At 70.1% G+C, this 22,256-nt stretch carries 22 protein-coding genes and 1 tRNA gene; 12 read left to right on the forward strand and 11 right to left on the reverse strand.

The window, feature by feature from the left end; translation table 11 throughout:
• On the reverse strand, positions 1–468 hold a 468-nt coding region (locus AB0D57_RS00005), incomplete at its 3' end, for an IS701 family transposase (RefSeq protein ID WP_362065667.1).
• A 178-nt stretch (positions 469–646) separates the two neighbouring features.
• On the opposite strand from AB0D57_RS00005, the gene AB0D57_RS00010 reads away from it, so the two are divergent.
• Positions 647–967, forward strand: a complete 321-nt coding sequence (locus AB0D57_RS00010; protein ID WP_362065039.1) for a hypothetical protein — start codon at positions 647–649, stop codon at positions 965–967.
• Between the two features lie 97 nt (positions 968–1,064).
• Here the strand turns inward: AB0D57_RS00010 and AB0D57_RS00015 are convergent, their stop codons facing one another.
• The 7 genes from AB0D57_RS00015 to AB0D57_RS00045 form a co-directional block, all read right to left on the reverse strand.
• A complete protein-coding gene (locus AB0D57_RS00015; protein WP_362065042.1) occupies positions 1,065–1,400 on the reverse strand; it encodes a deoxyxylulose-5-phosphate synthase in 336 nt (111 codons plus the stop codon).
• A 104-nt stretch (positions 1,401–1,504) separates the two neighbouring features.
• On the reverse strand, positions 1,505–1,837 hold the full coding sequence (locus tag AB0D57_RS00020; protein WP_362065045.1) for a hypothetical protein: 333 nt from the start codon (positions 1,835–1,837) through the stop codon (positions 1,505–1,507).
• Positions 1,838–1,950: 113 nt separating this feature from the next.
• Positions 1,951–2,023: transfer RNA gene (locus tag AB0D57_RS00025), tRNA-Arg, on the reverse strand.
• A gap of 393 nt (positions 2,024–2,416) precedes the next feature.
• Positions 2,417–3,400, reverse strand: a complete 984-nt coding sequence (locus tag AB0D57_RS00030; RefSeq protein WP_362065669.1) for an NAD(P)-dependent alcohol dehydrogenase — start codon at positions 3,398–3,400, stop codon at positions 2,417–2,419.
• Entirely contained in the window at positions 3,283–3,714 is a 432-nt protein-coding gene (locus AB0D57_RS00035; protein WP_362065048.1) for a DUF2255 family protein, read from the reverse strand. Before AB0D57_RS00035 ends, AB0D57_RS00030 begins: the two co-directional genes overlap by 118 nt.
• A 401-nt stretch (positions 3,715–4,115) precedes the next feature.
• Complete coding sequence (locus AB0D57_RS00040; RefSeq protein ID WP_362065051.1) at positions 4,116–5,795, reverse strand: IclR family transcriptional regulator C-terminal domain-containing protein; 1,680 nt, start codon at positions 5,793–5,795, stop codon at positions 4,116–4,118.
• A gap of 164 nt (positions 5,796–5,959) precedes the next feature.
• Complete coding sequence (locus tag AB0D57_RS00045) at positions 5,960–7,237, reverse strand: M6 family metalloprotease domain-containing protein (protein ID WP_362065054.1); 1,278 nt, start codon at positions 7,235–7,237, stop codon at positions 5,960–5,962.
• 255 nt (positions 7,238–7,492) lie between these two features.
• Here AB0D57_RS00045 and AB0D57_RS00050 point away from each other — a divergent pair, with 255 nt between their 5' ends.
• Together AB0D57_RS00050 and AB0D57_RS00055 are read left to right on the forward strand one after the other, a co-directional pair.
• Entirely contained in the window at positions 7,493–8,152 is a 660-nt protein-coding gene (locus tag AB0D57_RS00050; protein WP_362065057.1) for a TetR/AcrR family transcriptional regulator, read from the forward strand.
• Between the two features lie 175 nt (positions 8,153–8,327).
• Entirely contained in the window at positions 8,328–9,842 is a 1,515-nt protein-coding gene (locus AB0D57_RS00055; RefSeq protein ID WP_362065060.1) for an MFS transporter, read from the forward strand.
• A gap of 213 nt (positions 9,843–10,055) precedes the next feature.
• Here the strand turns inward: AB0D57_RS00055 and AB0D57_RS00060 are convergent, their stop codons facing one another.
• Positions 10,056–10,565: a MarR family transcriptional regulator gene (locus AB0D57_RS00060; protein ID WP_362065063.1), complete on the reverse strand. Its 510-nt coding sequence runs from the start codon at positions 10,563–10,565 to the stop codon at positions 10,056–10,058.
• 157 nt (positions 10,566–10,722) lie between these two features.
• Between AB0D57_RS00060 and AB0D57_RS00065 the strand changes: the two genes are divergently transcribed.
• The gene (locus AB0D57_RS00065; RefSeq protein ID WP_362065066.1) at positions 10,723–11,541 is read left to right on the forward strand and encodes a class III extradiol ring-cleavage dioxygenase; all 819 of its coding nucleotides are present in this window, start codon (positions 10,723–10,725) and stop codon (positions 11,539–11,541) included.
• Positions 11,542–11,558: 17 nt separating this feature from the next.
• On the opposite strand, the gene AB0D57_RS00070 is transcribed toward AB0D57_RS00065, so the two are convergent.
• Positions 11,559–12,077, reverse strand: a complete 519-nt coding sequence (locus tag AB0D57_RS00070) for an N-acetyltransferase family protein (protein ID WP_362065671.1) — start codon at positions 12,075–12,077, stop codon at positions 11,559–11,561.
• Between the two features lie 168 nt (positions 12,078–12,245).
• Here AB0D57_RS00070 and AB0D57_RS00075 point away from each other — a divergent pair, with 168 nt between their 5' ends.
• Together AB0D57_RS00075 and AB0D57_RS00080 are read left to right on the forward strand one after the other, a co-directional pair.
• Positions 12,246–13,247, forward strand: coding sequence for a sigma-70 family RNA polymerase sigma factor (locus AB0D57_RS00075; protein WP_362065069.1), 1,002 nt, complete (start codon positions 12,246–12,248; stop codon positions 13,245–13,247).
• Positions 13,248–13,972: 725 nt separating this feature from the next.
• Positions 13,973–14,827 (forward strand): TetR family transcriptional regulator, encoded by an 855-nt coding sequence (locus AB0D57_RS00080; protein ID WP_362065072.1) that lies wholly within the window; start codon positions 13,973–13,975, stop codon positions 14,825–14,827.
• Between the two features lie 55 nt (positions 14,828–14,882).
• Here AB0D57_RS00080 and AB0D57_RS00085 read toward each other — a convergent pair whose 3' ends face one another.
• Positions 14,883–15,875 (reverse strand): YafY family protein, encoded by a 993-nt coding sequence (locus AB0D57_RS00085; RefSeq protein WP_362065075.1) that lies wholly within the window; start codon positions 15,873–15,875, stop codon positions 14,883–14,885.
• Between the two features lie 62 nt (positions 15,876–15,937).
• Here AB0D57_RS00085 and AB0D57_RS00090 point away from each other — a divergent pair, with 62 nt between their 5' ends.
• The 6 genes from AB0D57_RS00090 (at position 15,938) to AB0D57_RS00115 (ending at position 22,058) form a co-directional block, all read left to right on the forward strand.
• Positions 15,938–17,467, forward strand: coding sequence for an MFS transporter (locus AB0D57_RS00090; protein ID WP_362065078.1), 1,530 nt, complete (start codon positions 15,938–15,940; stop codon positions 17,465–17,467).
• A 190-nt stretch (positions 17,468–17,657) separates the two neighbouring features.
• The gene (locus AB0D57_RS00095) at positions 17,658–18,419 is read left to right on the forward strand and encodes a DeoR/GlpR family DNA-binding transcription regulator (RefSeq protein ID WP_362065081.1); all 762 of its coding nucleotides are present in this window, start codon (positions 17,658–17,660) and stop codon (positions 18,417–18,419) included.
• A complete protein-coding gene (pfkB, locus tag AB0D57_RS00100; RefSeq protein WP_362065084.1) occupies positions 18,416–19,369 on the forward strand; it encodes a 1-phosphofructokinase in 954 nt (317 codons plus the stop codon). The genes AB0D57_RS00095 and pfkB overlap by 4 nt, the downstream gene beginning before the upstream one ends.
• Complete coding sequence (locus tag AB0D57_RS00105) at positions 19,366–19,623, forward strand: hypothetical protein (protein WP_362065087.1); 258 nt, start codon at positions 19,366–19,368, stop codon at positions 19,621–19,623. Before pfkB ends, AB0D57_RS00105 begins: the two co-directional genes overlap by 4 nt.
• Entirely contained in the window at positions 19,620–21,704 is a 2,085-nt protein-coding gene (locus AB0D57_RS00110; protein WP_362065090.1) for a fructose-specific PTS transporter subunit EIIC, read from the forward strand. The genes AB0D57_RS00105 and AB0D57_RS00110 overlap by 4 nt, the downstream gene beginning before the upstream one ends.
• Positions 21,705–21,797: 93 nt before the next feature.
• On the forward strand, positions 21,798–22,058 hold the full coding sequence (locus tag AB0D57_RS00115) for a hypothetical protein (protein WP_362065093.1): 261 nt from the start codon (positions 21,798–21,800) through the stop codon (positions 22,056–22,058).
• The last annotated feature ends 198 nt before the right edge of the window (positions 22,059–22,256 follow it).

A 22,256-nucleotide genomic window follows, 5' to 3' on the forward strand; every position in this document is an offset into this window, starting at 1 on the left:
GCCGACGGTGTCGGGTATTCCGGCGGCCCGGCAGCGGGCCGGGTCCTCGGTCCAGGAGCGCGGAACGTACAACTCCCGGTCGATCGCCGCATGGCCCCGCGGGGTGGAGTAGGCGAGATAGACAGCGACCTGGCTGTTCTCGATGCGTCCGGCGGTGCCGGTGTACTGCCGCTGCACGCCCACCGTGGCGGCGCCCTTCTTGAGATCACCGGTCTCGTCTACGACCAGGACTGCCGCGTCGTCGTGCAGTTGCCCGACGACGAAGCCACGGATGTCGTCGCGTACCGCGTCGGCGTCCCACTTGGCCCTCGACAGCAGATGCTGCAGACCGTACGGGGTCGCGTCCCCGGCATGCTCGGCGAGCGTCCAGCAGTTCTTGCGCGGCAGGTCCGACAGCAAGCCGAGCACGAACGCCCGTGCCCGCTGCCGTGGTTCCACCCTGACGAACCGTCCCGCGATACGGCCCATCAGGATCTCGAACGTCTCCTGCCACCGGGCAGGATCTATGCTGTGACCTGCGGCCACCGTCTGATCTTCTGTCTTCACACACCGATGATCACCGGTGGCCGTACCCGTTCCCGGACCGACCCTGACGAGCAGGATCACGGTCGGGGCCGAAGCACCAGCTCTGGAGTTGAGTCGGCCGATGGACATGTCCTCCCGAGAGATCCGCATACCCCTCAACGAGGTCGTCGCAGTCCTGCAGGACCTGAACGAGTTCGTGGTTTCCCTCGACCAACTTGGATCCCGCATGGCATTCGGCACCGCCGACGAGCACACCATCGGCAAGTTCATCGTCGACTGGGATGTCGCCCGGCGCTTGTCCCGAGCCCGACGCGTCATCAGTGTCGCGCTGGACGGGCAACTGAGCGAGGAAGACAACGCCGAGATTGACGCCCTGTGTGAACAGGGCCGCTTCTACGGCACGGACAGCACCATCAGTCCCTCCACTGACCAGTCCAGCTGAGACAGCAAGCGCATCGGACCGGACCAATCGAGACGGGGATCAGTTCGGCCCGAGATCTGGCACGGGGCCAGCAAGATCACGATCTACAGCTGGAGTACTAGGGCAGCTCGCCGCGGACCAACGCCTGAGCGAATGGTTCTCCGGTGGCCCGGGCGTAGGCCATCCGCTCGCGCACCTCGCTGAGGGTGCGTGGGCGGTAGCCGGGGCCGCCGCAGCAACTCTTGTGGAAGCGCACACCGGCGTGCAGCAGCACGGAGAGGGTGCGCCAGGCGGCGGTGTCCCGCCTCTTGGGCGCCGCGAAGGCGGAGCCGACGTGGATCAGTGGTTCGGCGCAGCGTGGACAGACCCGGTCGTGGTCGTGGTAGCCGGGGTAGGGCTGCTTGTACGAGGCCCGGCAGGGCAGGCAAACATACGAGGTCTTTCCATGGGCCATGCGGGAAGGGTAGAGCCGCCGCAGGGTCGGGCTCGACAGATTTCCGGCATGCTGTACAGGCTCTTCAGTAAAGGTGGGGCGGCGACGACCGACCGTACTTGCTTCTACTCGCGGCCGCGGAGTTCTGCGTCGATTGCGTCAGCAGCATCCCCCGCGGCCAGCTCGCTGATCTCCCTGGGGACCTCGCGGTCGTCATACACGAAGAGTCTTGCGTCGACGACGTGGGTCTTCGGGTGCCAGCCGAGACGACGGCCCGCCTCGCGTGCAGCACGACGGATGTCCTTCAGTTCGCCCATTTCCTCAAGATTGCCGCTGCTCAGGATCAGCTGCCCGTGGTAGCCCCGGTAGCGAGGCTTCAGTGAAGCCCGCATCAGGCCCTCCAAGAGGTCGACCAGCTTCTCGTACCGGCGCCGGGCCAGCTCGTCCTTGGCAGGCATCTCGCGCAGCTCCCCACCTCTGCCCGCAGCCGCATGTGTGCCATATGTGTGCTGCGAGTACGAAGGCCCTCCCGTCCGTTGGACGGAAGGGCCTCTGAACAGGCGTTTTGCTGTGCCCCCGGCAGGATTCGAACCTGCGACACCCGCTTTAGGAGAGCGGTGCTCTATCCCCTGAGCTACGAAGGCGAAGGCGGGGATGTGCGGGCGAAGGTGTGGGAGAACTGCCCATAGTGGGCGGATCTCGACCTTCGGGGCCCCAGACATCCACAGGGTGCCCCGCCGAAGCGGCGCACCACGCACAGTCTAGCGGTTGTCGGTCGGGCGCCGGGGCGTCATGGGGGCTCGGAGGGCAGTGGTCCTCTTGCGGGACCGCGCGGAAGGCAGCGGGGGATTCAGAGGGCGGGGAGTTCTTCGGTGATGTTGTTCGTGCGTGTCTTCGTTGGAGATCGCGCTTCGCGGTCTGGGGTAGGTCGTGGCGACTGATCGACGACCTCCGGGTCGGTGCCGAGGCGGCACCCCGTACGAGGGCTCGGGGGACGGCGCCTCGTACGGGGTGGTCTCAGGAGACGCGGCCGTGGATCAGGCCAGCGTCGCGGTGTCGATCACGAAGCGGTAGCGCACGTCGGAGCCGAGGACACGCTCGTACGCCTCGTTGATCCCGGAGGCCGGGATGACCTCGACCTCGGCGCCGATACCGTGCTCGGCGCAGAAGTTCAGCATCTCCTGGGTCTCGCGGAGGCCGCCGATCAGCGAACCGGCGTACGACCGGCCCTGCATGATCAGCGAGAAGACGCTCAGCGACAGCGGCTCGGCCGGGGCGCCGACGTTGATCATGGCACCCCCCACCGCCAGCAGTGACAGGTAGGAGTCCAGCTCCAGCTTCGCGCTCACCGTGTTGACGATGATGTCGAAGGTGCCGGCCAGCTGCTCGAAGGTGGCCGGGTCGCCGGTGGCGTAGTAGTGGTCGGCGCCCAGACGCAGGCCGTCGTCCACCTTCTTCAGTGACTGCGACAGGACGGTGACCTCGGCGCCCATCGCGTGCGCGAGCTTGACGGCCATGTGGCCGAGCCCGCCGAGGCCGACGATCGCGACCTTCTTGCCGGGGCCCGCGCCCCAGCGGCGCAGCGGGGAGTACGTGGTGATGCCCGCGCACAGCAGCGGGGCCGCCTCGTCCAGGCCGATGCCCTCGGGGATCCCGACCACGAAGTCCTCGGTGACCACGATGTGGGTGGAGTAGCCGCCCTGGGTGAGCGTCCCGTCCTTGTCGATGGAGCCGTAGGTGAGGGTGCTGCCCTGGAGGCAGTACTGCTCCTCGCCCCGCAGACAGGGCGCGCACTCGCGGCAGGAGTTGACCAGGCAGCCGACGCCGACCCGGTCACCGGCGGCGTACTTGGTGACCTCGGAGCCCACCTGCGTGACGATGCCCGCGATCTCGTGTCCGGGCACTACCGGATAGGTCGTCGGGCCCCACTCGCTGCGGGCGTGGTGGATGTCGGAGTGGCAGATGCCGCAGTACTTGATCTCGATGACGACGTCGTGCGGGCCTGCCTCGCGGCGCTCGATGGTGGCCGGGGCGAGGGGGGCGGTCGCGGACGTCGCGGTGTAGGCGTTGACGGTGAACATGAATTCTCCAGTGGGGGGTGTGCTTGGAGTTTTGTCACGCCGTCGGCCTCGATCCGGCCTTCCTGGCGGGCCCGGGTGCCTCGGTACCAGTCGGAGCCCGGCCCGTTGACCGAGCGGACGTAGATGTCGTCGCCCAGGCGTACGACCCAGATGGTCCGCCGACTGCCCAGCGTGCCGCCGCTGCGCAGGGACGCGATCTCCAGTTCCTCCGCGTGGCCGACGCTGTCGAGTTCCTCGCTCGTCCACGTTGTCATGCGGTGTTCTCCTTCGCGAGTGCGACTACGAGTGCGACTACGAGTGCGACTACGAATGCGGCTACGAATGTGGCTGCGAGTACGGCTTACGCGTACGGCCCGGGATGGGCGAAGTCGGCCACGGCCGAGTTCTGCGACCTATAGAGCCTGCGGGCTCAGCGCGCCGGGTGCCAGGCCGTGCTGAGCGGGGGAGCCACGTTCCGGGGCGTGACAGGGCCCCCACGCGCCTACCGCCGAGGTCATCGGCCCTCGCACACGCGAAGACACGAACAGTGAGCAGTCGAACGGCACCGAGCTGGGGCGCTTCCTGCGCGTCCGCCGGGCCCGGGTGACTTCCGCGGCGTGGAGGACTGCCTTTTGTGCCGGCACGGGCGTTCACGTGTGAACGCCCGGTCACAGGGTCACGCGCTCGGCACCCGCCGAAACCGCCCCGCCACCCGAAGATCCCCCTCGATCCGCTCCGCCGTCGCACGCAATGGGGGCAGCACCTCGGCCACGCACTCCTCAGCCGTACGACGACTGCTGTGCATCGCGACATTGACCGCGGCCACGACCCGCCCACCGCGCTCCCGCACCGGTACGGCGATCGCCCGCAGTCCCTGCTCCCACTCCTCGTCGACGAGGGCGTATCCCTCTTCCCGTACGCGGTCCAGGACGGCCCGCAGCCGGCCCGGGTCCGTGACCGTGCGGGGGGTGAACGCGGGCAGCCGCTCGGGGAGTTGGGGTTCGGGAAGGTCCGCCAGCATCACCCGGCCCAGTGAGGTCGCGTACGCGGGCAGCCGGGTGCCGACGCTGACGTTGACGCTCATGATGCGGCTGATGCTGACGCGGCACGTGTACTGGATCTCGTCGCCGGCCAGGACCGCCAGCGACACCGAGTCGTGCAGTCGCTGCGAGAGTTCGGTGAGGTGCGGGGCCGCGATCTCGGCGAGCGAGGTCCGCGACAGCGGTGGGAAACCGAGGCCCAGCACCCGGGGGGTGAGCCGGAAGAAGCGGTCGCGTGCGGTGACGTATCCGAGGTGTTCCAGGGTGATCAGGGCGCGGCGGGCGGTCGCACGGGCGAGCCCGGTGGCCTGGGCGACGTCGGTGAGGGTCAGTTGGGCGCGGCCCTCGCCGAAGGCGGTGATCACGGTCAGGCCGCGGGCCAGCGACTCGATGAACTCCCGGCCCAGCTCCTGCTTGGAGGCGCCGGTCCAGACGGCGAGGCCGGAGGGGGCGACGGGTTCGGCGGGCGGGGCCTCCCGCAACTCCCGCTCCATCGCGGCGACGGCCGTCCGCAGCCGTGGCAGCACGGTGTCGCGCAGGTCGGCCGCGGTGTGGCGGCTGGTGTGGCTCACCACGCTCACCACACAGGCGATCCGGCCCGCCTCCCGCACGGGCAGGGCGATGGCGACCAGGCCCGGTTCGATCAACTGGTCGTCCAGCGCCCACCCGGCCTCCCGCGCCTCGGCCGTACGCCGCTCGAAGTCGTCGCCGACGGTGGGGAGTCGGACCTCCTCACGGGAGTCCGTATCGAGCGGACGGCTCCGTGCCGGGACCGCCGGGAACCCCCGGTCCTCCGGATCGGCCGTACGCCGCTCGTGCCACCACGCCCACTCCGGCTCGCCCCACTCGGTGGCGAACAGCGGGCCCGGCGCGGTGCGTTCGGCGGGGAGCAGGTCGCCGATGCGGAAGCTCAGCGACATGGCGCGGCGCCGGGTCGCCTGGTGGATGAAGCGGATGCCGTCCCGGTCGCCGACCGCGAGCGACACCGACTCGTCGAGTTCGTCGGCGAGGGCGTCGGCGTGCGCGTCGAGGAGGCGGGGCAGGCGCAGGGCGGCCAGGTAGGCGTTGCCGAGTTCCATCAGACGGGGGGCCAGTACGGCGTCCCGGCCGTCGAGACGTACGTACCCCCTGCGCGCGAGGGTCGCCGTGATCCGGTCGACGGTGGAGCGTGCGAGTCCGGTGGACCGCTCCAGGCCGCTGAGACTGGACACGCCGTCGGCCTCGGTCAGCCGGCGCAGCACGGCGATACCGCGGATGAGGGGGGTGACGGCCTCGGCGGGCACCGCGGCCTCGGTCTCACTACCGGTCGATCTCACTACCGGTCCCGGGGGTCGGCGGTCGGCACGACGTTCGATGGCATGGGTTCTCCGTTGCGGATCTCAGAGAGCTCAGAGATCTCAGAGATCTCAGAAGAGACACCGTAGTGCGTGCCCGGTGGACTCAGCAGGTCGGCGCTGGGCCGCTGCCTCCGGCCCGCTTCTCACCGGCGCGTCACGTGCACGTGGTAGTGCCCCGTGAGATCCGCCTTCGCGACGGAGATCGTGATGCCCGTCCGGGGGTCCTTGAAGGCCTCGCCGGGAGTGAAGGGAGCGTCGGAGAGTTCCGCGTGGACGTTGGGGCTGCGGGTGCAGCCGCCGGTGTCGCGCTGGGAGTCGTAGACGGTGATGGGGCCGTTTCCGGTGTCGATACCCGCGTCGACCATGTAGATGAGGATGCCGGGGCGGCAGACGGTGGAGTCGTTGCCCTCGCGGGTGCGCAGCTCGAGGGCGTACCCCGTCCTGGTGCCGGTGGGGACGAAGACGAGCTTGGTGCCGCCGGGCCGGGCCAGCGGAGTGAGCGTGTACTCCGTCGTCCCGGGCGTCGCGGCGCAGCCGACCTGCGAGTGGTCGAGCCAGCCCAGCTTCCACTTGTGCCAGCCGAGCAGATCGTTGTCGGCCCCCCAGTCCTCGCTCATGATGTCCCAGTGGCCGACCGCGCCTCCGCCGTCCTGGGTGTAGAGGTCGGGCAGGCCGAAGGTGTGGCCGTTCTCGTGCGGGAGTACCCGGTAGCCGGTGTCGGCGTAGGAGCCGGAGCCGTCGTCCTGGCGGCTGTAGACGAAGGACGCGTTGGAGATCGGGACACCGTCGGCGATCGGCGCGTCCATGTTGCCGGCGAAGGTGACGGACAGGACCGTGTCCAGGGCGGAGGGACCGGCATTCGGCGTCACCAGCACGTTCAGGAGGTCGTACGAGCGGAAGTCCACCTTCGGGTCGGCCGTGGTCACGAGATCCTGGACCAGGTCGCGGTACCCGGGGTCGAAGGGGGCGCCGCGCTCTATGCCGTACGCCTTGAACGGCTTGGGCATCCGCAGCCAGTCCCTGACGGGGGTCTCGGGGCGGTAGTCGATGCGGCCGTAGGAGGCGGTGCGGAACCAGTCCTGGGTCTTCGGGAAGAATTCGCCGAGCCGGTCGAGCGCTCTGCCCTCACCGGGCGCGTCGGAGAAGTCGACCATCAGGGTGAGGGCCCGGACGGTGCCGGTGGAGCGGGCGTAGCCGGAGGAGGTCGGAATGCCTTCCCCCATCTGGACGCCGATCGTGCCGTTGATCATGCAGGGACCGAGCGCCGTGGCGCGGGCCAGCGCGATGGAGCCCGCCGTCGTGGAGCCGGCCGTGAGGTGCCCGGTGCCGGCGGAGGTGCTGACCGCCAGCGTCAGAACGGACACCGCGGCGAGCGCGGCCACGCGGCGCGGGCGTATCCGGCGGCGGCTGGTCGGCTGCATGCAGGGGCCCTTCGCTCACGGCAGCCGCCCGGTCACCGACTGCACCCTGTGCGATCACCCTGTGTCGAGGGATGCGTGGGCGCGCGTTGGAGGAGCCCGATCGTGGGTTTCTTGACCCCGAGGGTGTGACGCAGGTCACCTCTGGGTTGGGAAATAACCGGGGAAGCTTTCCCCGTTTAGCCATGTGTCCGAGCGAAACGGGGACGGAATCCCCGGATCGCACCACAGTCTTCATCCGTCAACGAGGAGTACGCCGTGGAAACCGCCACCCCCGAGCGGCGCCGAGTGCCCAGGCCCCGCGCCGACGCCCTGCGCAACCGGGAGCGGATCGTCGCGGCCGCGCGCGAGATGTTCGTCGAGTTCGGCCCCGAGGTGCCGTTCGACGAGATCGCCCGCCGCGCGGGTGTCGGCAACGCCACGGTGTACCGCAACTTCCCGGACCGCGACGCGCTGGCCCGAGAGGTCGTCTGCGCGGTCATGGATCGTACGTCGGAGTGGATCGAGGCGGCACTCGCCGAAGGCAACGACGCCTTCGAGTCGCTGAGCGGCTTCGTGCACTTCTCCGCGGACGAGCGGATCGGCGCCATGTGCCCCATGCTCGCCGAGAGTTTCGACCGCAACCATCCGGATCTGTTCGCCGCACGCGAGCGGACCATGGCGCTGATCGAGGAGCTGATGGCGCGCGCCCGCGAGGCCGGCCAACTGCGCACCGATGTGGAGTCCGGCGACCTGATGGTCGCCGTCAGCCAACTGACCAGGCCGCTGCCCGGCACCCCGTGCCAGGGCATCGACCGCTTCGTGCACCGTCATCTGCAGCTGTTCCTGGACGGACTGCGGGCACCGGCCCCCTCCGAACTGCCCGGAGTGGCCGCCACCGTGGAGGAACTGCGACGAGCCTGTCCTCGTAAGTCGTAAGTCGTAAGCCATGACTCGCAACTCGTAAGTCGCAACTCGTAAGTCGTCACTCTTTAAGTCGTAACTCCCAAGAAGCTTCCGGCCCGTCGCAGACGACGAGCCGTCCCTTTCCCCTTGCCTTTTTTCGCTGCGAAGTACCGGAGTGGGTACCCCCATGTCTGAAACAGGAACATCAATGGCAACGCCGGACACGGCGAACGCCAACCGCTGGAAGGCGCTCGTCTTCATCGCGCTCGCCCAGCTGATGGTCGTTCTCGACGCGACCATCGTGAACATCGCGCTGCCCTCCGCCCAGCAGGACCTTGGGATTTCGGACGGCAACCGGCAGTGGGTCATCACGGCCTACGCCCTCGCCTTCGGTGGACTGCTGCTCTTCGGCGGCCGTATCGCCGACCTGTGGGGCCGTAAGCGCACCTTCGTCACCGGCCTGATCGGCTTCGCCGGCGCGTCCGCCCTGGGCGGTGCCGCCACCAACGAGGCCATGCTGCTCGGCTCCCGCGCACTGCAGGGCGCGTTCGGCGCGCTGCTCGCGCCCGCCGCGCTCTCCCTGCTCGCCGTGATGTTCACGGACGCCAAGGAGCGCGCCAAGGCGTTCGGTATCTACGGTGCGATCGCCGGTGGTGGTGGCGCCGTAGGCCTGATCCTCGGCGGCTTCCTCACCGAGTACCTGAACTGGCGCTGGACCTTCTTCGTGAACATCCCGTTCGCGATCGTCGCCGCCGCCGGCGCGTACTTCGTCATCCGTGAGCCGGCTGGCAGCCGCAACCGCTCGCCGCTCGACATCCCGGGTGTCGTCCTGTCCACCCTCGGTCTGGTCTCGCTCGTCTACGGCTTCACCCGCGCCGAGTCCGACGGCTGGGGCAACTCCATGACGATCGGCCTGTTCGTCGCGTCGGCGCTCCTGCTCGCGGCCTTCGTGCTCGTCGAGTCCAAGGTCAAGGCCCCGCTGCTGCCGCTGCGCGTGATCACCGACCGCAACCGCGGCGGTGTCTACCTCTCGCTCGGCCTCGCGATCATCGCGATGTTCGGCCTCTTCCTCTTCCTCACCTACTACCTCCAGATCATCAAGGGCTTCACGCCGGTCAAGACCGGCTTCGCCTTCCTGCCGATGATCGTGGGCATGATCACGGGCTCGACCCAGATCGGCGCCCGTCTGATGACCCGGGTCGCGCCGCGGCTGCTGATGGGCCCCGGCTTCCTGGCCGCCGCGGTCGGCATGCTGCTGCTGACCCAGCTGGAGATCGACTCGTCGTACGCCGGTCTGATCCTGCCCGCCATGCTGCTGCTCGGCCTCGGCATGGGTACGGCGTTCATGCCCGCCATGTCGCTCGCCACGTTCGGAGTGGAGCCGCGTGACTCCGGTGTCGCCTCCGCGATGGTCAACACCTCGCAGCAGGTGGGCGGCGCGATCGGTACGGCCCTGCTGAACACGATCGCCGCCTCGGCGACCACCTCGTACATCGAGGACCACGTCGCCGGTGCCACCTCCGCGTCCCAGCGGCAGCTGGTCCAGGCGCAGGGCATGGTGCAGGGCTACACGAGCGCGATCTGGTTCGCCGTCGGCATCCTCGTGGTGGCCGCGCTGATCGCCGTGACCCTCATCAACACCGGCCGCCCGGACATGACCGCGGCGTCCGGCGCGGGCGAGGGCGCCGAGGACGAGGTGAAGGTGCCGGTGATCGCCCACTGATCACCCGTACGGGCACTCCGAGGACTTCGGGTGCTTCGGGTGCTTCGTTCGGCACTTCGTTCGGTACTTCGCGTACGGGCGCGGGGTGGGGACGCCTCGCCCGTACGAATCCCAGGGTCCGCCCCGGTTCCGAGTTCGACGGAACCGGGGCGGACCCGCGTCCGGGCCCTTCCGCGGCGGAGCTCTCCACGAGTGAGCCCTCCACGACAGGCCCTAGCGCAGCCAGGGCAGGTCCGCGCCCGCGTCCTTCGGTTGCAGGCCCTCGGCGATGATGAGCATGGCCTCGCCGAGGGCCTTCTGCTGTTCGGGCGTGAGCCGGTCGAAGAAGGCCTGCCGTACGGCGCTGACATGACCCGGCGCGGCCTTGCCCAGCACCTCGACGCCGGTGTCGGTCAGCACCGCGAACTGGCCCCGCTTGTCGGAGGGGCAGTCCTCGCGGCGCACCCAGCCGTTCTTCTCCAGGCGCGCGATCGCGTGCGAGAGACGGGAGCGGGTGATCTTCGCGTTCCTCGCCAGCTCGGTCATCCGCAGTCGCCGGCGCGGTGCCTCGGCGAGCTGGACCAGCAGGCCGTAGTAGACGTGCGGCATGCCCGCGTCGCGCTGCAACTGACGGTCGAGATGGTCCTCCAGGAGGGTGGCGGCGTGCATGTAGGCACGCCAGGTGCGCTGTTCCTCGTCGGTGAGCCAGAGCGGCTCTTCAGCGGGTGGGGATGCCGTGTTCATGTACTCCACTGTACGAGCCTCTTCTTGAAGATTAAACAAGGTGATGCTAGGGTCACGAAAACCAGAACTTGAGACTTCAACTATTGGTCTTGTGGTTCACACGGTTCTTACGGTTCTTACGGTCTGACGATTGAACTCAACGGAGGGAGCAGCCGCCATGTCGGTCGCCACGTCCGCCGCCACCGAGGGGCGTGCCCCGCAGGAGCGCATGCCCGCCCTCTACCTCAGTCATGGCGCCCCGCCGCTGGCCGACGACCCGATCTGGCCCGGCGAGCTGGCCGCCTGGTCCGCCGAGCTGCCCCGCCCCAAGGCGATCCTGATGGTCTCCGCCCACTGGGAGGAGGCCCCGCTGGCCCTCGGCGCGGTGCAGGCCGTGCCGCTCGTGTACGACTTCTGGGGCTTCCCCGAGCACTACTACCAGGTCCGGTACGCCGCTCCGGGCGCCCCTCAACTCGCCGAGTCCGTACGGAAACTGCTGCGCGCGCCCGGCATCCCGGTCCAGGACATCCCGGACCGCGGCCTCGACCACGGGGCGTACGTCCCCCTCGTCGAGATGTTCCCCGAGGCCGACATCCCGGTCCTGCAGATCTCCATGCCGACCCTCGACCCGGTCCGGCTGATGGAGATCGGGCGCAAGCTGGCGCCGTTGCGCGACGAGGGCGTCCTGATCGTGGGCTCCGGGTTCTTCACGCACAACCTCGCGGCCCTGCGGCACGCCGGCGGGGGAGTGCCCTCCTGGTCGAGCGAGTTCGACGACTGGGGGCACCGCGCCCTGGACGCCGGCGACGTGGACGCGCTGCTCGACTTCGAGCGCAAGTCCCCGGCCGGCCGCCTCGCCCACCCGCGCACCGAGCACTTCGCCCCCCTCTTCGTGACCATGGGTGCGGCGGACGCGGCCGGTGAGCTGGACGGGCAGAAGTCGGTGATCGACGGCTTCTGGATGGGGATGGCGAAGCGGTCGGTGCAGTTCGGCTGAGCCGACTGCGGCGGACCTTAGAGGTCCTTCTCGTACCAGGCGACATCCCAGTAGCGGCCGAACTTCCGGCCTACCTCCCGATACGTGCCGACGTACCGGAACCCGAAGCGTTCGTGCAGCCGCGCGGACGCTTCGTTGGGTTGGGTGATGCCCGCGTAGGCGCGGTGCAGATCCTCGTCGGCGAGCGCTTCGAAGAGGGCCTTGTAGAGGAGCGTGCCGATGCCGCGCCCGCCCGCGTCCGGGGCGAGATAGATGGTGACCTCCACCGAGGTGGCGTAGGCGGGCTTCACACGAAAGGTGCTGCTGGTCGCGTACCCAAGAATCGCCTGTGAGTCCGTGTCCGTGGCAACCATCAGGCGGTGCGGTCCGTCTTCAGGGTGGGAGAGCAACCAAGGGCGGCGCTCCTGTGGAGTGAAGACCGCGGTGTCGAAGGTGATGGGAGTCTCGCGAACGTAGTGGTTGTAGATGTCCGTGAGGGCTTCGAGGTCACTCTCGACCCCCGGCCTGACCTGCACCTCTGTACGTTCCACCGACACCATGCCTCCCGCTGTGGCGGACAGGGTACTGCATGATCAGAAAAATAGAGGGGCGGGTTGGGAATTCTGTCCGGATTCCAGTCGTTGTTTCCTTCGGATGCCGGGCACTCGGATGAGTGTCCGAGCCGCCACCAGGACCCGCAAGCCCACCATCGCAAGGGAGCACGCATGGCAACCCGTGCCGTCGCCCGTCGTCAGTCCGCCACCGGCGAGACCACCGACGCGGCACGCAGTGTTCGCGTCGTAGGCGGCGAGATCGCCGACCGCGACCTGGTCGGCATGTACCTCGACGAGATCGCGCGTACACCGCTGCTCGACGCCGCCAAGGAGGTCGAGCTGTCCCAGATCATAGAGGCCGGTGTGTTCGCGCGGCAGATCCTCGAAGGTGAGGCGGACGCCCCCCAGGCGGACGCCACCCGCGAGGAGCTCGAGGCACTGGTCGCCGAGGGGGAGCGGGCCAAAGACGTCTTCATCCGCTCGAACCTGCGCCTGGTCGTGGCCGTGGCGCGCCGCTATCCCCGGAGCGGTCTCCCGCTGCTGGACCTGATCCAGGAGGGGAACGCGGGCCTGGTGCGCGCGGTCGAGAAGTTCGACTACCGCAAGGGCTTCAAGTTCTCGACGTATGCGACGTGGTGGATCCGTCAGGCCATCACCCGCTCCATCGCCGACCAGTCGCGCACGATCCGCCTCCCCGTGCACCTGGTCGAGGAGCTGGGCCGGATCCGCCGCGTGCAGCGCGAGTTCAACCGCGAGCACGGGCGTGAGCCGGAGCACCAGGAGATCGCCACCGAGCTCGGCTCGACACCGGAGCGTGTGGGCGACGTCCTGGACTGGGCCCGCGACCCGGTCTCGCTGAACATGGGGGTGGACGAGGACGGAGACACCCAGTTCGGCGACCTGCTCGAGGACACGTCGGCCGTCTCCCCCGAGCAGTCGGTCCTCACGCTGCTGCGCAGCGAGGAGCTGGACGACCTGATCGGGCGCCTCGACCAGCGCACCGCCTCCATCATCAAGATGCGGTACGGCATCGATGACGGCCGCGAGCGCACGCTCACCGAGGTCGGCAAGGAACACGGACTCACGCGCGAGCGCATCCGCCAGATCGAGAAGCACGCACTGCTCGAACTGAAGAAGCTGGCGCGGGATACGGGTTTCGACGCGGCGGCGTGAGAACGTGGGCCGTGGGCCTGACATGGGCTTGAGGCCGACTGTAAGTCGACCGGACATGGCCATGTAAAGCCGCTTCAACTCGCTGGGCTCTGGGCACAAGACTTCAGGGCCCAGGGTTTCGGGGTCCCGGGGCACAGCCCCAAGCCCCCCAGAGCCGAGTCCCGACGCACTCCCCCCCCGCGCCGGGACTCTTCCAGAGCCGAGCTTCGGCGCCTTCCCCCCCTGGCGCCGGGGCTCGGCTCCTTTATGCCCCGGGGCGCGGGGTCCCGTGGGGGGCCTAGGGCCTGTCCGGCGGATCATGCCGCAGACGCGGGGCTTGGCACGCCCATCTGCGGCGTTGTCGTCGGTCAACGACTCCCCCACTCTCGACTTCGCTCGAGCGGGGGGACCCCCATCGCGTCGCCTCCCTCCTCCGCCTTGCAGCCGCACGCACCAAACCCCGCTCACCGGCACCTACGAGGTGCCGGTGCTTCCCTGCAACCTGATCCGCCGGACAGGCCCTAGGGGGCGGGGCGAGAGTGGGGCTTTCCGGCGCTTTCCGGGGACGGACGCTTTCCGGGGCGCTTACGGAGACCTGGGCCGGGTTTTGCCCTTGGGCCGGCACGAAGGTCGGCAATCCCGGTGTGGGGAAGGCTGTTTTTGGGCAGATTGACGGGCCACCCCGTACCTGAACCCCGGGGTGACCCGAATGGCAGATTCTGCCACAGGGGCATAACCTGACGTTCATGACCGGTACCAACCCCGCGGCCCACGCCTCCGCCGCTCGTGCCGGCGGCTTTTCGTCCTCGGCCGAGCGGATCGAGGGTTCCTTGTCCTCGGCCGATCGTGCGGCGGGTCCGTCGTCTTCGGCCGATCGTGCGGCGGGTCCGTCGTCTTCCGCCGACCGCGCGGCGGGTCCGAGGTCTTCCGCCGACCGCGCCGGGGGTTCTTCGTCATGGACGCGCGGTGCCGACGGGCCCTCGTTGACGGAGCGGCGCAAGGCTGCCACGCGGATGGAGATCGCCCGAGCCGCGGCCGGGCTCTTCATGCGGGACGGCCTGCGTGCGACCCGCACCGAGGACATCGCCCGCGCCGCCGGAGTCGCGCCGCGCACCTTCTACCGCTACTTCGCCGGCAAGGAAGAATGCCTCGGCCCCCTCTTCGCCGCGGGCGTGCAGAAGTGGGCCGAGGCCGTACGCGACGCCCCGGCCGAGCTGACCGTTCCCGAAGCGCTCCATCACGCCGTCGTCCAGACCCTCACGCCCGGCGTAGGGGTGCGGCTGGAGTCCATGGAGTGGGTCCGCTCCCTGCTCCGGCTGGCCGAGGGGAGCCCGGCCCTGTTCAGGGTGTGGGGCCAGGAGTGCCAGGCGGCGGAACGGACGCTGGCGACGGTGCTGGCAGCGAGGATTTCGACACCCGCCGACGACGTGGCGCCCGCCTCCGAGATCCGTCTCAGCGCCGCCGTGGCCAGCGCGGCGCTCCGTGTGGCGGTGGAGGCCTGGGCCGCCGGGGACGACCCGGCCGACAGCCCGGCAGGACCGGTCGCGCTGGCGGTCCGCCACCTCCAAGCCCTGGGCGACTTCCCTTGGGGGGCCGTGTGAGCAACGCCCGGCCCCGCCGCGCCACCTGAACCTGCCTAGGGGGCGTCGGCGTACGTCACCCCTGGCCGGCGCTCGACTCCTGCGAACCGCCTGCCGCCCGCGCCAGCCGCCCACCCAACTTCCGTACACAATCGACCAGTTCCGGCGGCCGCCGCACCGTGAACTCGCAGTCGACCATCGTGATCCGCACCGTCAGCCACTCCACGGAATCGCTGGAGGAGGACCGCAGCCGGCAGCTGTGCTCGTCGATCGGCTCGGGCGCCCCGAGCCACGCCGGCAAGCGCGCCGCGACGAACTCGGTGGGCGCGGCGAAGACGACCTCGAAGTCGTACGTCTCCTGACGCCGGTGCATCGACTGCCGCAGGAACTCCGCGGCGCTCCCCGTCGGCAGTTCACGCGGTGCGAAGCGGGCGCCCGTCGCGAAGGGCTCGGCGACCCGGTCGACGCGGAAGGTGCGCCAGTCCGCGCGGTCGAGGTCGTACGCGACGAGGTACCAGCGACGGCCGGTGGAGACGAGCCGGTACGGCTCGGCCAGTCGCTGTGAGGGGGTCCCGTCCTTGGAGCGGTAGGCGAACCGCAGCCGCTCCCGCCCGGCCACCGCCGCGGCCATCACGGTCAGCGTCTCGGGCGCGATACTCGCCCCGTCCCCACTGGTCAGCGGAGTGGTGGCGGCCTGGAGCGTGGACACGCGATGCCGCAGCCGGGACGGCAGCACCTGCTCGAGCTTGGCGAGGGCCCGTACGGAGGCCTCGTCCACGCCCTCGAGGGCGTGCCCGGCGCCGGCCCGCAGTCCCACCGCGATCGCCACCGCCTCCTCGTCGTCGAGGACCAGCGGCGGCATCGCCTTCCCCGCCACCAGCCGGTACCCGCCGTCGGCCCCCTTGGTCGCCTGCACCGGATAGCCCAGCTCCCGGAGCCGGTCGATGTCCCGCCGGACGGTACGACGGGACACCCCCAGCCGCTCGGACAGCTCACCGCCGGGCCACTCGCGGGGCGTCTGGAGGAGCGAGAGAAGTTGGAGGAGCCGGGCCGGGGTGTCGGTGGTCATGCCTCCCAGGATGCCCGGCAACTAGGACACGATCTGACCTATAGGGCTCCTAGCTTGACGACATGACTTCCTCCAGCAGTACTTTCCCGTCCACCAGGCCGGAGCCCGACCGGCGGCGCTGGTTCGCGCTCGCCATCGTCATGACCGCGGCCTTCATGGACCTGGTCGACGTCACGATCGTCAATATCGCGATTCCGTCGATCAAGCGCGACGAGGGCGCGTCGTTCAGCCAGATCCAGTGGATCACCGCGGGCTACGCGCTGGCCTTCGCCGCCGGGCTCATCACCGGTGGGCGGCTCGGCGACATCCACGGCCGCAAGCGGATCTTCCTCGTCGGTGTGGGCGGCTTCACGATCGCGTCGGCGCTGTGCGGCTTCGCCGCGAACCCGGAGATGCTCGTCGCCGCGCGCATCCTGCAGGGCGCGATGGCCGCGCTGATGGTGCCGCAGGTGCTGTCGATCGTGCACGCGACCTTCCCGGCGCACGAGCGCGGCAAGGTGTTCGGGCTCTTCGGCGCCGTCGTGGGGCTGGGGGCGGTGTCCGGCCCGCTCCTCGGTGCGCTGCTCATGGAGTGGAACCTCTTCGGCCTGGAGTGGCGGCCGATCTTCCTCATCAACCTGCCGGTCGGCATAGCCGCGCTCCTCCTCGGCCGGAGGTTCATCAGTGAGTCCAAGGCCCCGCGGGCGCTCAAGCTCGACCTCGTCGGCGTCGCCCTGGTCACGCTCGGTCTGCTGATGCTGCTCTACCCGCTCACCCGCGGGCGCGAGCTGGGCTGGCCGCTGTGGGGGTACGCGATGATGGCCGGCGCCCTCGTCGTCTTCGTGGCGCTGGTGGCGTACGAGATGCGGAAGTCGGCGCGGGACGGTTCGCCGCTGGTCGAGCTGTCGCTGTTCAAGGTGAAGAGCTTCGCGGCGGGCATCGCCGTACAGACCGTCTTCGGGCTCGGGCTCGGCATCTTCTTCCTGGTCTGGACGCTGTACATGCAGTTCGGGCTCGGCTGGAGCCCGCTGCGGGCCGGGCTGACCGGGGTGCCGTTCTCGATCGCGGTGTCCGCGGCGGCGGGGACGTCGGTGCAGTTGCTGGTCCCGCGCTTCGGCCGCAAGGTTCTCCAGGCGGGCGCGCTGATCATGGCCGTCGGCGTGCTCCTCTACATCTGGGAGTCGGAGCGCTACGGGATGTCCCTCGCCTCCTGGCAGATGGCGCTTCCGCTGGTGGTCATGGGCGTGGGGATGGGCTTCATCGTGGCCCCGCTGACGGACGCGGTGCTGTCGGAGGTGCCGCGTGAGCACGCCGGTTCGGCGTCCGGGCTCATCAACACCGTGCAGCAGATGGGGAACGCGCTGGGGCTCGGGCTGGTGTCCGTGGTCTTCTTCGGCACGATGGCGGACCGGCTGGCTCCGGCCGAGGCGGGCCCCGCCTTCGTGAACGCCTTCCAGCACGCGATGGGCTGGGTCGCGGCGGTGATGGGGGCGATCTTCCTGCTGATGTTCGCGCTGCCGGCCCGTCCCTCCGCTGCGGCGCCCGGCGAGACGGTCGACGTGACGGAGGAGACGGGGGAGAGGGGGGAGAAGGAGCCGGTGCTCGTTCCATGAGCCACGGCGGAAGGGCCATGAGCCATAGCGGAAGGGCCCGGCACCTCAGGTGCCGGGCCTTTTTCGTTGCCTCAGCGACCCAAAGTCCGTTCATGCCCGAATGGCGCCCGAACCTGTTTACTTTCTGGAAATCTGGGCGTAGCCTGCGTTTGAAACCACAAGTTCGGGCATTGGTCGGAGGCGAACGGACATGTACGCACCGGAGCGGCAGCAGGAGATTCTCCGGCTCGCCCGTGACGGCGGCCGGGTGGACGTGGTGTCGCTGGCCGAGGAGTTCCAGGTCACGGCGGAGACCATCCGCCGCGACCTGAAGGCCCTCGACCGCGCGGGTCTCGTCCGGCGGGTGCACGGCGGTGCGATACCGGCCGGACGGCTGGACTTCGAGCCCGACCTCGCCGAGCGCGAGTCCACCGCGGCGGACGAGAAGGACCGCATCGCCGAGGCCGCCGTGGCCGAACTGCCGAGCGAGGGCACGATGATCCTCGATGCGGGCAGCACGGTCGCCCGCCTCGCCGGCGCCCTTCCGCTGGACGCGACGCTCACCGTCGTCACCCACAGCCTGCCGATCGCGGCCCGCCTCGCGGACCACCCCGGCATCCAGCTCCACCTGGTCGGGGGACGCGTCCGGCACCGTACGCGCGCCGCCGTGGACGCCTGGGCGCTGCGCGCGTACGGCGAGATCCGCGCCGACATCCTGTTCGTCGCCGCCAACGGCTTCTCCGTCGAACGCGGACTGACCACCCCCGACCTCGCCGAGGCCGCCGTGAAGCGCGCGGCTGTGCGCGCCGCGCGCCGCGTGGTGCTGCTCGCCGACTCCTCCAAGCACGGCCAGGAGCACTTCGCCCGCTTCGGTGACCTGAGCGATGTGGACCTGCTGATCACTGACAGCGGGCTGAGCCCCGAAGACGCCACCGCCATCGAGCGCAACGGCACGGAAGTAGTGCGTACATGATCCTCACCGTGACCCCCAACCCCTCCCTCGACCGTACGTACGAGGTCCCGTCGCTCGACCGCGGCGAGGTCATCCGGGCCACCGGCGAACGCATGGATCCGGGAGGCAAGGGTGTGAACGTCTCGCGCGCGGTCGCGGCGGCGGGGCAGCGCACGGTCGCCGTCCTGCCCCTGGGGGGTGCGCCCGGCGCACTCGTCGCCGACCTGCTCGACGCGCAGGGCATCGAGGTCGCGCCGGTCCCGGTCGCCGGCGCCACCCGTTCGAACATCTCGGTCGCCGAACCCGACGGCACGCTCACGAAGATCAACGCGCCCGGCCCCGAACTCTCCGCCGCCGAGGCCGAGTTGCTCCTGGAGACCGTGCGCCGGCAGTACCGCTCCGGCGAGACCGACTGGATCACCTGCTGCGGCAGCCTGCCGCGCGGGCTCGCGCCCTCCTGGTACGCCGATCTCGTCGCCCGCTCCCATGCGGCGGGTGCCCGGATCGCGCTCGACACCTCGGGACCGGCGCTGCTCGCGGCGCTGCGCGAGCGGCCCGACGTGGTGAAGCCCAACGCCGAGGAACTCGCGGAAGCCGTCGGGCGCCCCCTCGCCACGGTGGGCGACGCGGTGAAGGCGGCCGAGGAACTGCGCGAACTGGGCGCGGGCGCCGTACTCGCCAGCCTCGGCGCGGACGGGCAGTTGCTCGTGGACAGCGCGGGCGCCTGGTTCGGCAGCGCCCGGGTGGACACCGTACGCAGCAACGTGGGCGCCGGTGACTCCTCCCTCGCCGGTTTCCTGATCGCCGGCGGCCGTGGCCCGGAGGCCCTGGCCTCAGCCGTCGCCCATGGCGCCGCGGCCGTACAACTCCCCGGCAGCGTGATGCCGGGCCCGGCCGACCTCGACCCCTCCGCCGTGACCGTCACGTCGGAGATCCCCGTGGACCGCGTACTGACGGAGCCGGTGTCATGACGACCACCTCCGTCTCCGCCATGACGGCCACGCCCCATGGACAGGCCCTGAAGCGGCGGGGCCTCCCCTTCCCCGCCGCAGCCACACACAGGCGGGACCTCACCGGTCCCGTCGACGAGGGGAGGCGGGATTTCCCCGGCCCAGCCTCCGCCACCCCCGCACCACCCCACTACTGCACCACCATCCTCACCCCCGTCCCCACCCCCGCCCACGACTTTCCCAGGGCGATACGCGTGCGAAGGAGCCCGCGATGAGCGAGATGATCACCGCGGACCTGGTCGATCTCGACCTGTCCGCCGAGACCAAAGAGGCGGCGGCACGCGCCCTCGCCGAGCGCATGGTGACCCTGGGCCGGGTGACCGACCTCGACGGCTTCCTCGCCGACGTGGCTGCCCGCGAGGCCCAGATGCCCACTGGCCTCGACGGCGGCATCGGCATCCCGCACTGCCGAAGCGAACACGTCACCGAGCCCACGCTCGGCTTCGGACGCAGCGCGGCCGGGATCGACTTCGGCGCCCCGGACGGCCCCGCCGACCTGATCTTCCTGATCGCCGCCCCCGCCGGTGCGGACGACGCGCATCTGACGATCCTGTCGTCGCTGGCCCGCCAGCTCATGAACGCCGAGTTCACGTCCGCGCTGCGGGCCGTGGACGACGCGGCGGCCGCGGCCGCGCTCATCCGCGGGGAGGAGTCCCCGGCGGCCGCGGCCTCGACCCCGGCCGCGCCTGCGGAGTCGGAGGACTCCGCCGCCGGCTCCAAGGACTCCGTGGCGGCGTCGGCGGCGGCCTCCGCCGACACCGCCACGGACACCACGCCTGACGCCCCCGCTGCCCCTCCGTTCCGGATCGTCGCCGTCACCTCCTGCCCCACCGGTATCGCGCACACCTACATGGCGGCCGAGTCGCTGGAGAACGCGGGCCGCGAGGCGGGCATCGAAGTCGTCGTCGAGACGCAGGGCTCGGCCGGCTTCACCCGGCTCGACCCGGCGGTCATCGCCGCGGCGGACGCCGTGATCTTCGCGCACGACGTGCCCGTACGGGACAAGGACCGCTTCGCCGGAAAGCCGACCGTCGACGTCGGCGTGAAGGCGGGCATCAACCGCCCCACCGAGCTGATCTCCGAGGTCCGTGGCAAGGCGGAGCGCGGCGAGGTCACCGCGGGCTCCGCGCCCGGCACACCGGTGGAGCGCACCGGTGAGTCCGGCGAGGGCTACGGCAGCTTGCTCCGCAAGTGGCTGATGTCCGGCGTGAGTTACATGGTCCCGTTCGTCGCCGCGGGCGGTCTGCTGATCGCCCTGGGCTTCGCCATCGGCGGCTACGAGATCAACAAGGCCCCGTCGGTCATGGACCACTTCATCTGGACCCAGGCGGACAGCTGGGGCGCGCTGCTCTTCCAGATCGGCGGCGTCGCCTTCGGCTTCCTCGTCCCGGTGCTGGCCGGCTACATCGCGTACGGCATGGCGGACCGGCCAGGTCTCGTGCCCGGCTTCGTCGGCGGTGCGATCTCCCTCACCATCAACGCGGGCTTCCTCGGCGGTCTGGCCGCCGGTCTCATCGCCGGTGGTGTGGTGATCGGGATCCAGAAGGTCAAGATCCCGGCGGCGTTGCGCGGCATCATGCCGGTGGTGGTGATCCCGCTGATCTCCGCGGCGATCGTCGGATTCCTGATGTTCGTCGTCATCGGCAAGCCCATCGCCTCCGCCCAGAAGGGCATGACCGACTGGCTGAACGGCCTCACCGGCACCAACGCCGTTCTGCTCGGCACGCTGCTCGGCCTGATGATGTGCTTCGACCTCGGTGGCCCGGTCAACAAGGTCGCGTACACCTTCGCCACCGCCGGTATCGCGGTCGCCAGCCCCAGCGACTCGGCCATGAAGATCATGGCCGCGGTGATGGCGGCCGGTATGGTTCCGCCGCTGGCCATGGCCCTGGCGACGACCGTACGCGGCAAGCTCTTCACCCAGACCGAGCGCGAGAACGGCAAGGCGGCCTGGGTGCTGGGCGCCTCCTTCATCTCGGAAGGCGCGATCCCCTTCGCGGCGGCCGACCCCCTGCGGGTCATCCCCTCCGCCATGGCGGGCGGCGCGGTCACCGGCGCCCTGGCGATGTCCTTCGACACCACACTGCGCGCCCCGCACGGCGGCATCTTCGTGGTCCCGCTGATCGGCAACCCGTTCCTCTACCTCATCGCCATCGCCGCGGGTGTCTGCGTCACCACCGCCCTGGTGGTCGTCCTGAAGGGCATGCGCAAGCAGGCCCCCGAGGGCGCCGGTGCGAGCGTCGTCGACGCCGCGATAGCGACGAAGGCCGAGTCCAAGGAGCCGGTCGCGGCCTGAGTCGCCGACCGCACACCCCGCCCTTTCAGGGCATCTGCGATATACGTCACGGCCCGGGACCAAAGTCCCGGGCCGTGGTGTCTACTGGAGCGTATGCCCGAGCATGTGTCGATCCCTCAGTTGATAGGCGTGACCGTCCTCGCCTTCGTGACCGCCCTCTGGATCGTCGGCGTGCGCCATCTGCTGCGCCGGGCCCGCATGAAGGCCGCTGCGGTGCGGCGCTACGAGGACACGCTCCGGGCGATGCCCCACCAGCGAATGTCCGGCCCCGTCGCGGAGTCCGTCGAACTCACCCCCGCGGAACGCGCCGCCTTCGCCTGCCTGGTACGCCAGTTCAGCGACAGCCGCCCGTAGCCCCCTCCGCCGGCCGAGCGGCTCCGGGGCTACCCACCCGCAGCCGCGTGACCGAGCCTCGCCGCAGACCGGGCGACCCACCCACAGCCACCCCTGGTCAAGCCCTGCAGTCCGCGGGACCGCGCACCACTGGCCGAGCTCCACCCTGCCGTCGGCAGCCGCTCGTCGCCGAGCCCCACCGCCCGCGGAGCCGCCCGC

It is taken from the genome of Streptomyces sp. NPDC048275, assembly GCF_040652275.1.
Taxonomy (GTDB): domain Bacteria; phylum Actinomycetota; class Actinomycetes; order Streptomycetales; family Streptomycetaceae; genus Streptomyces.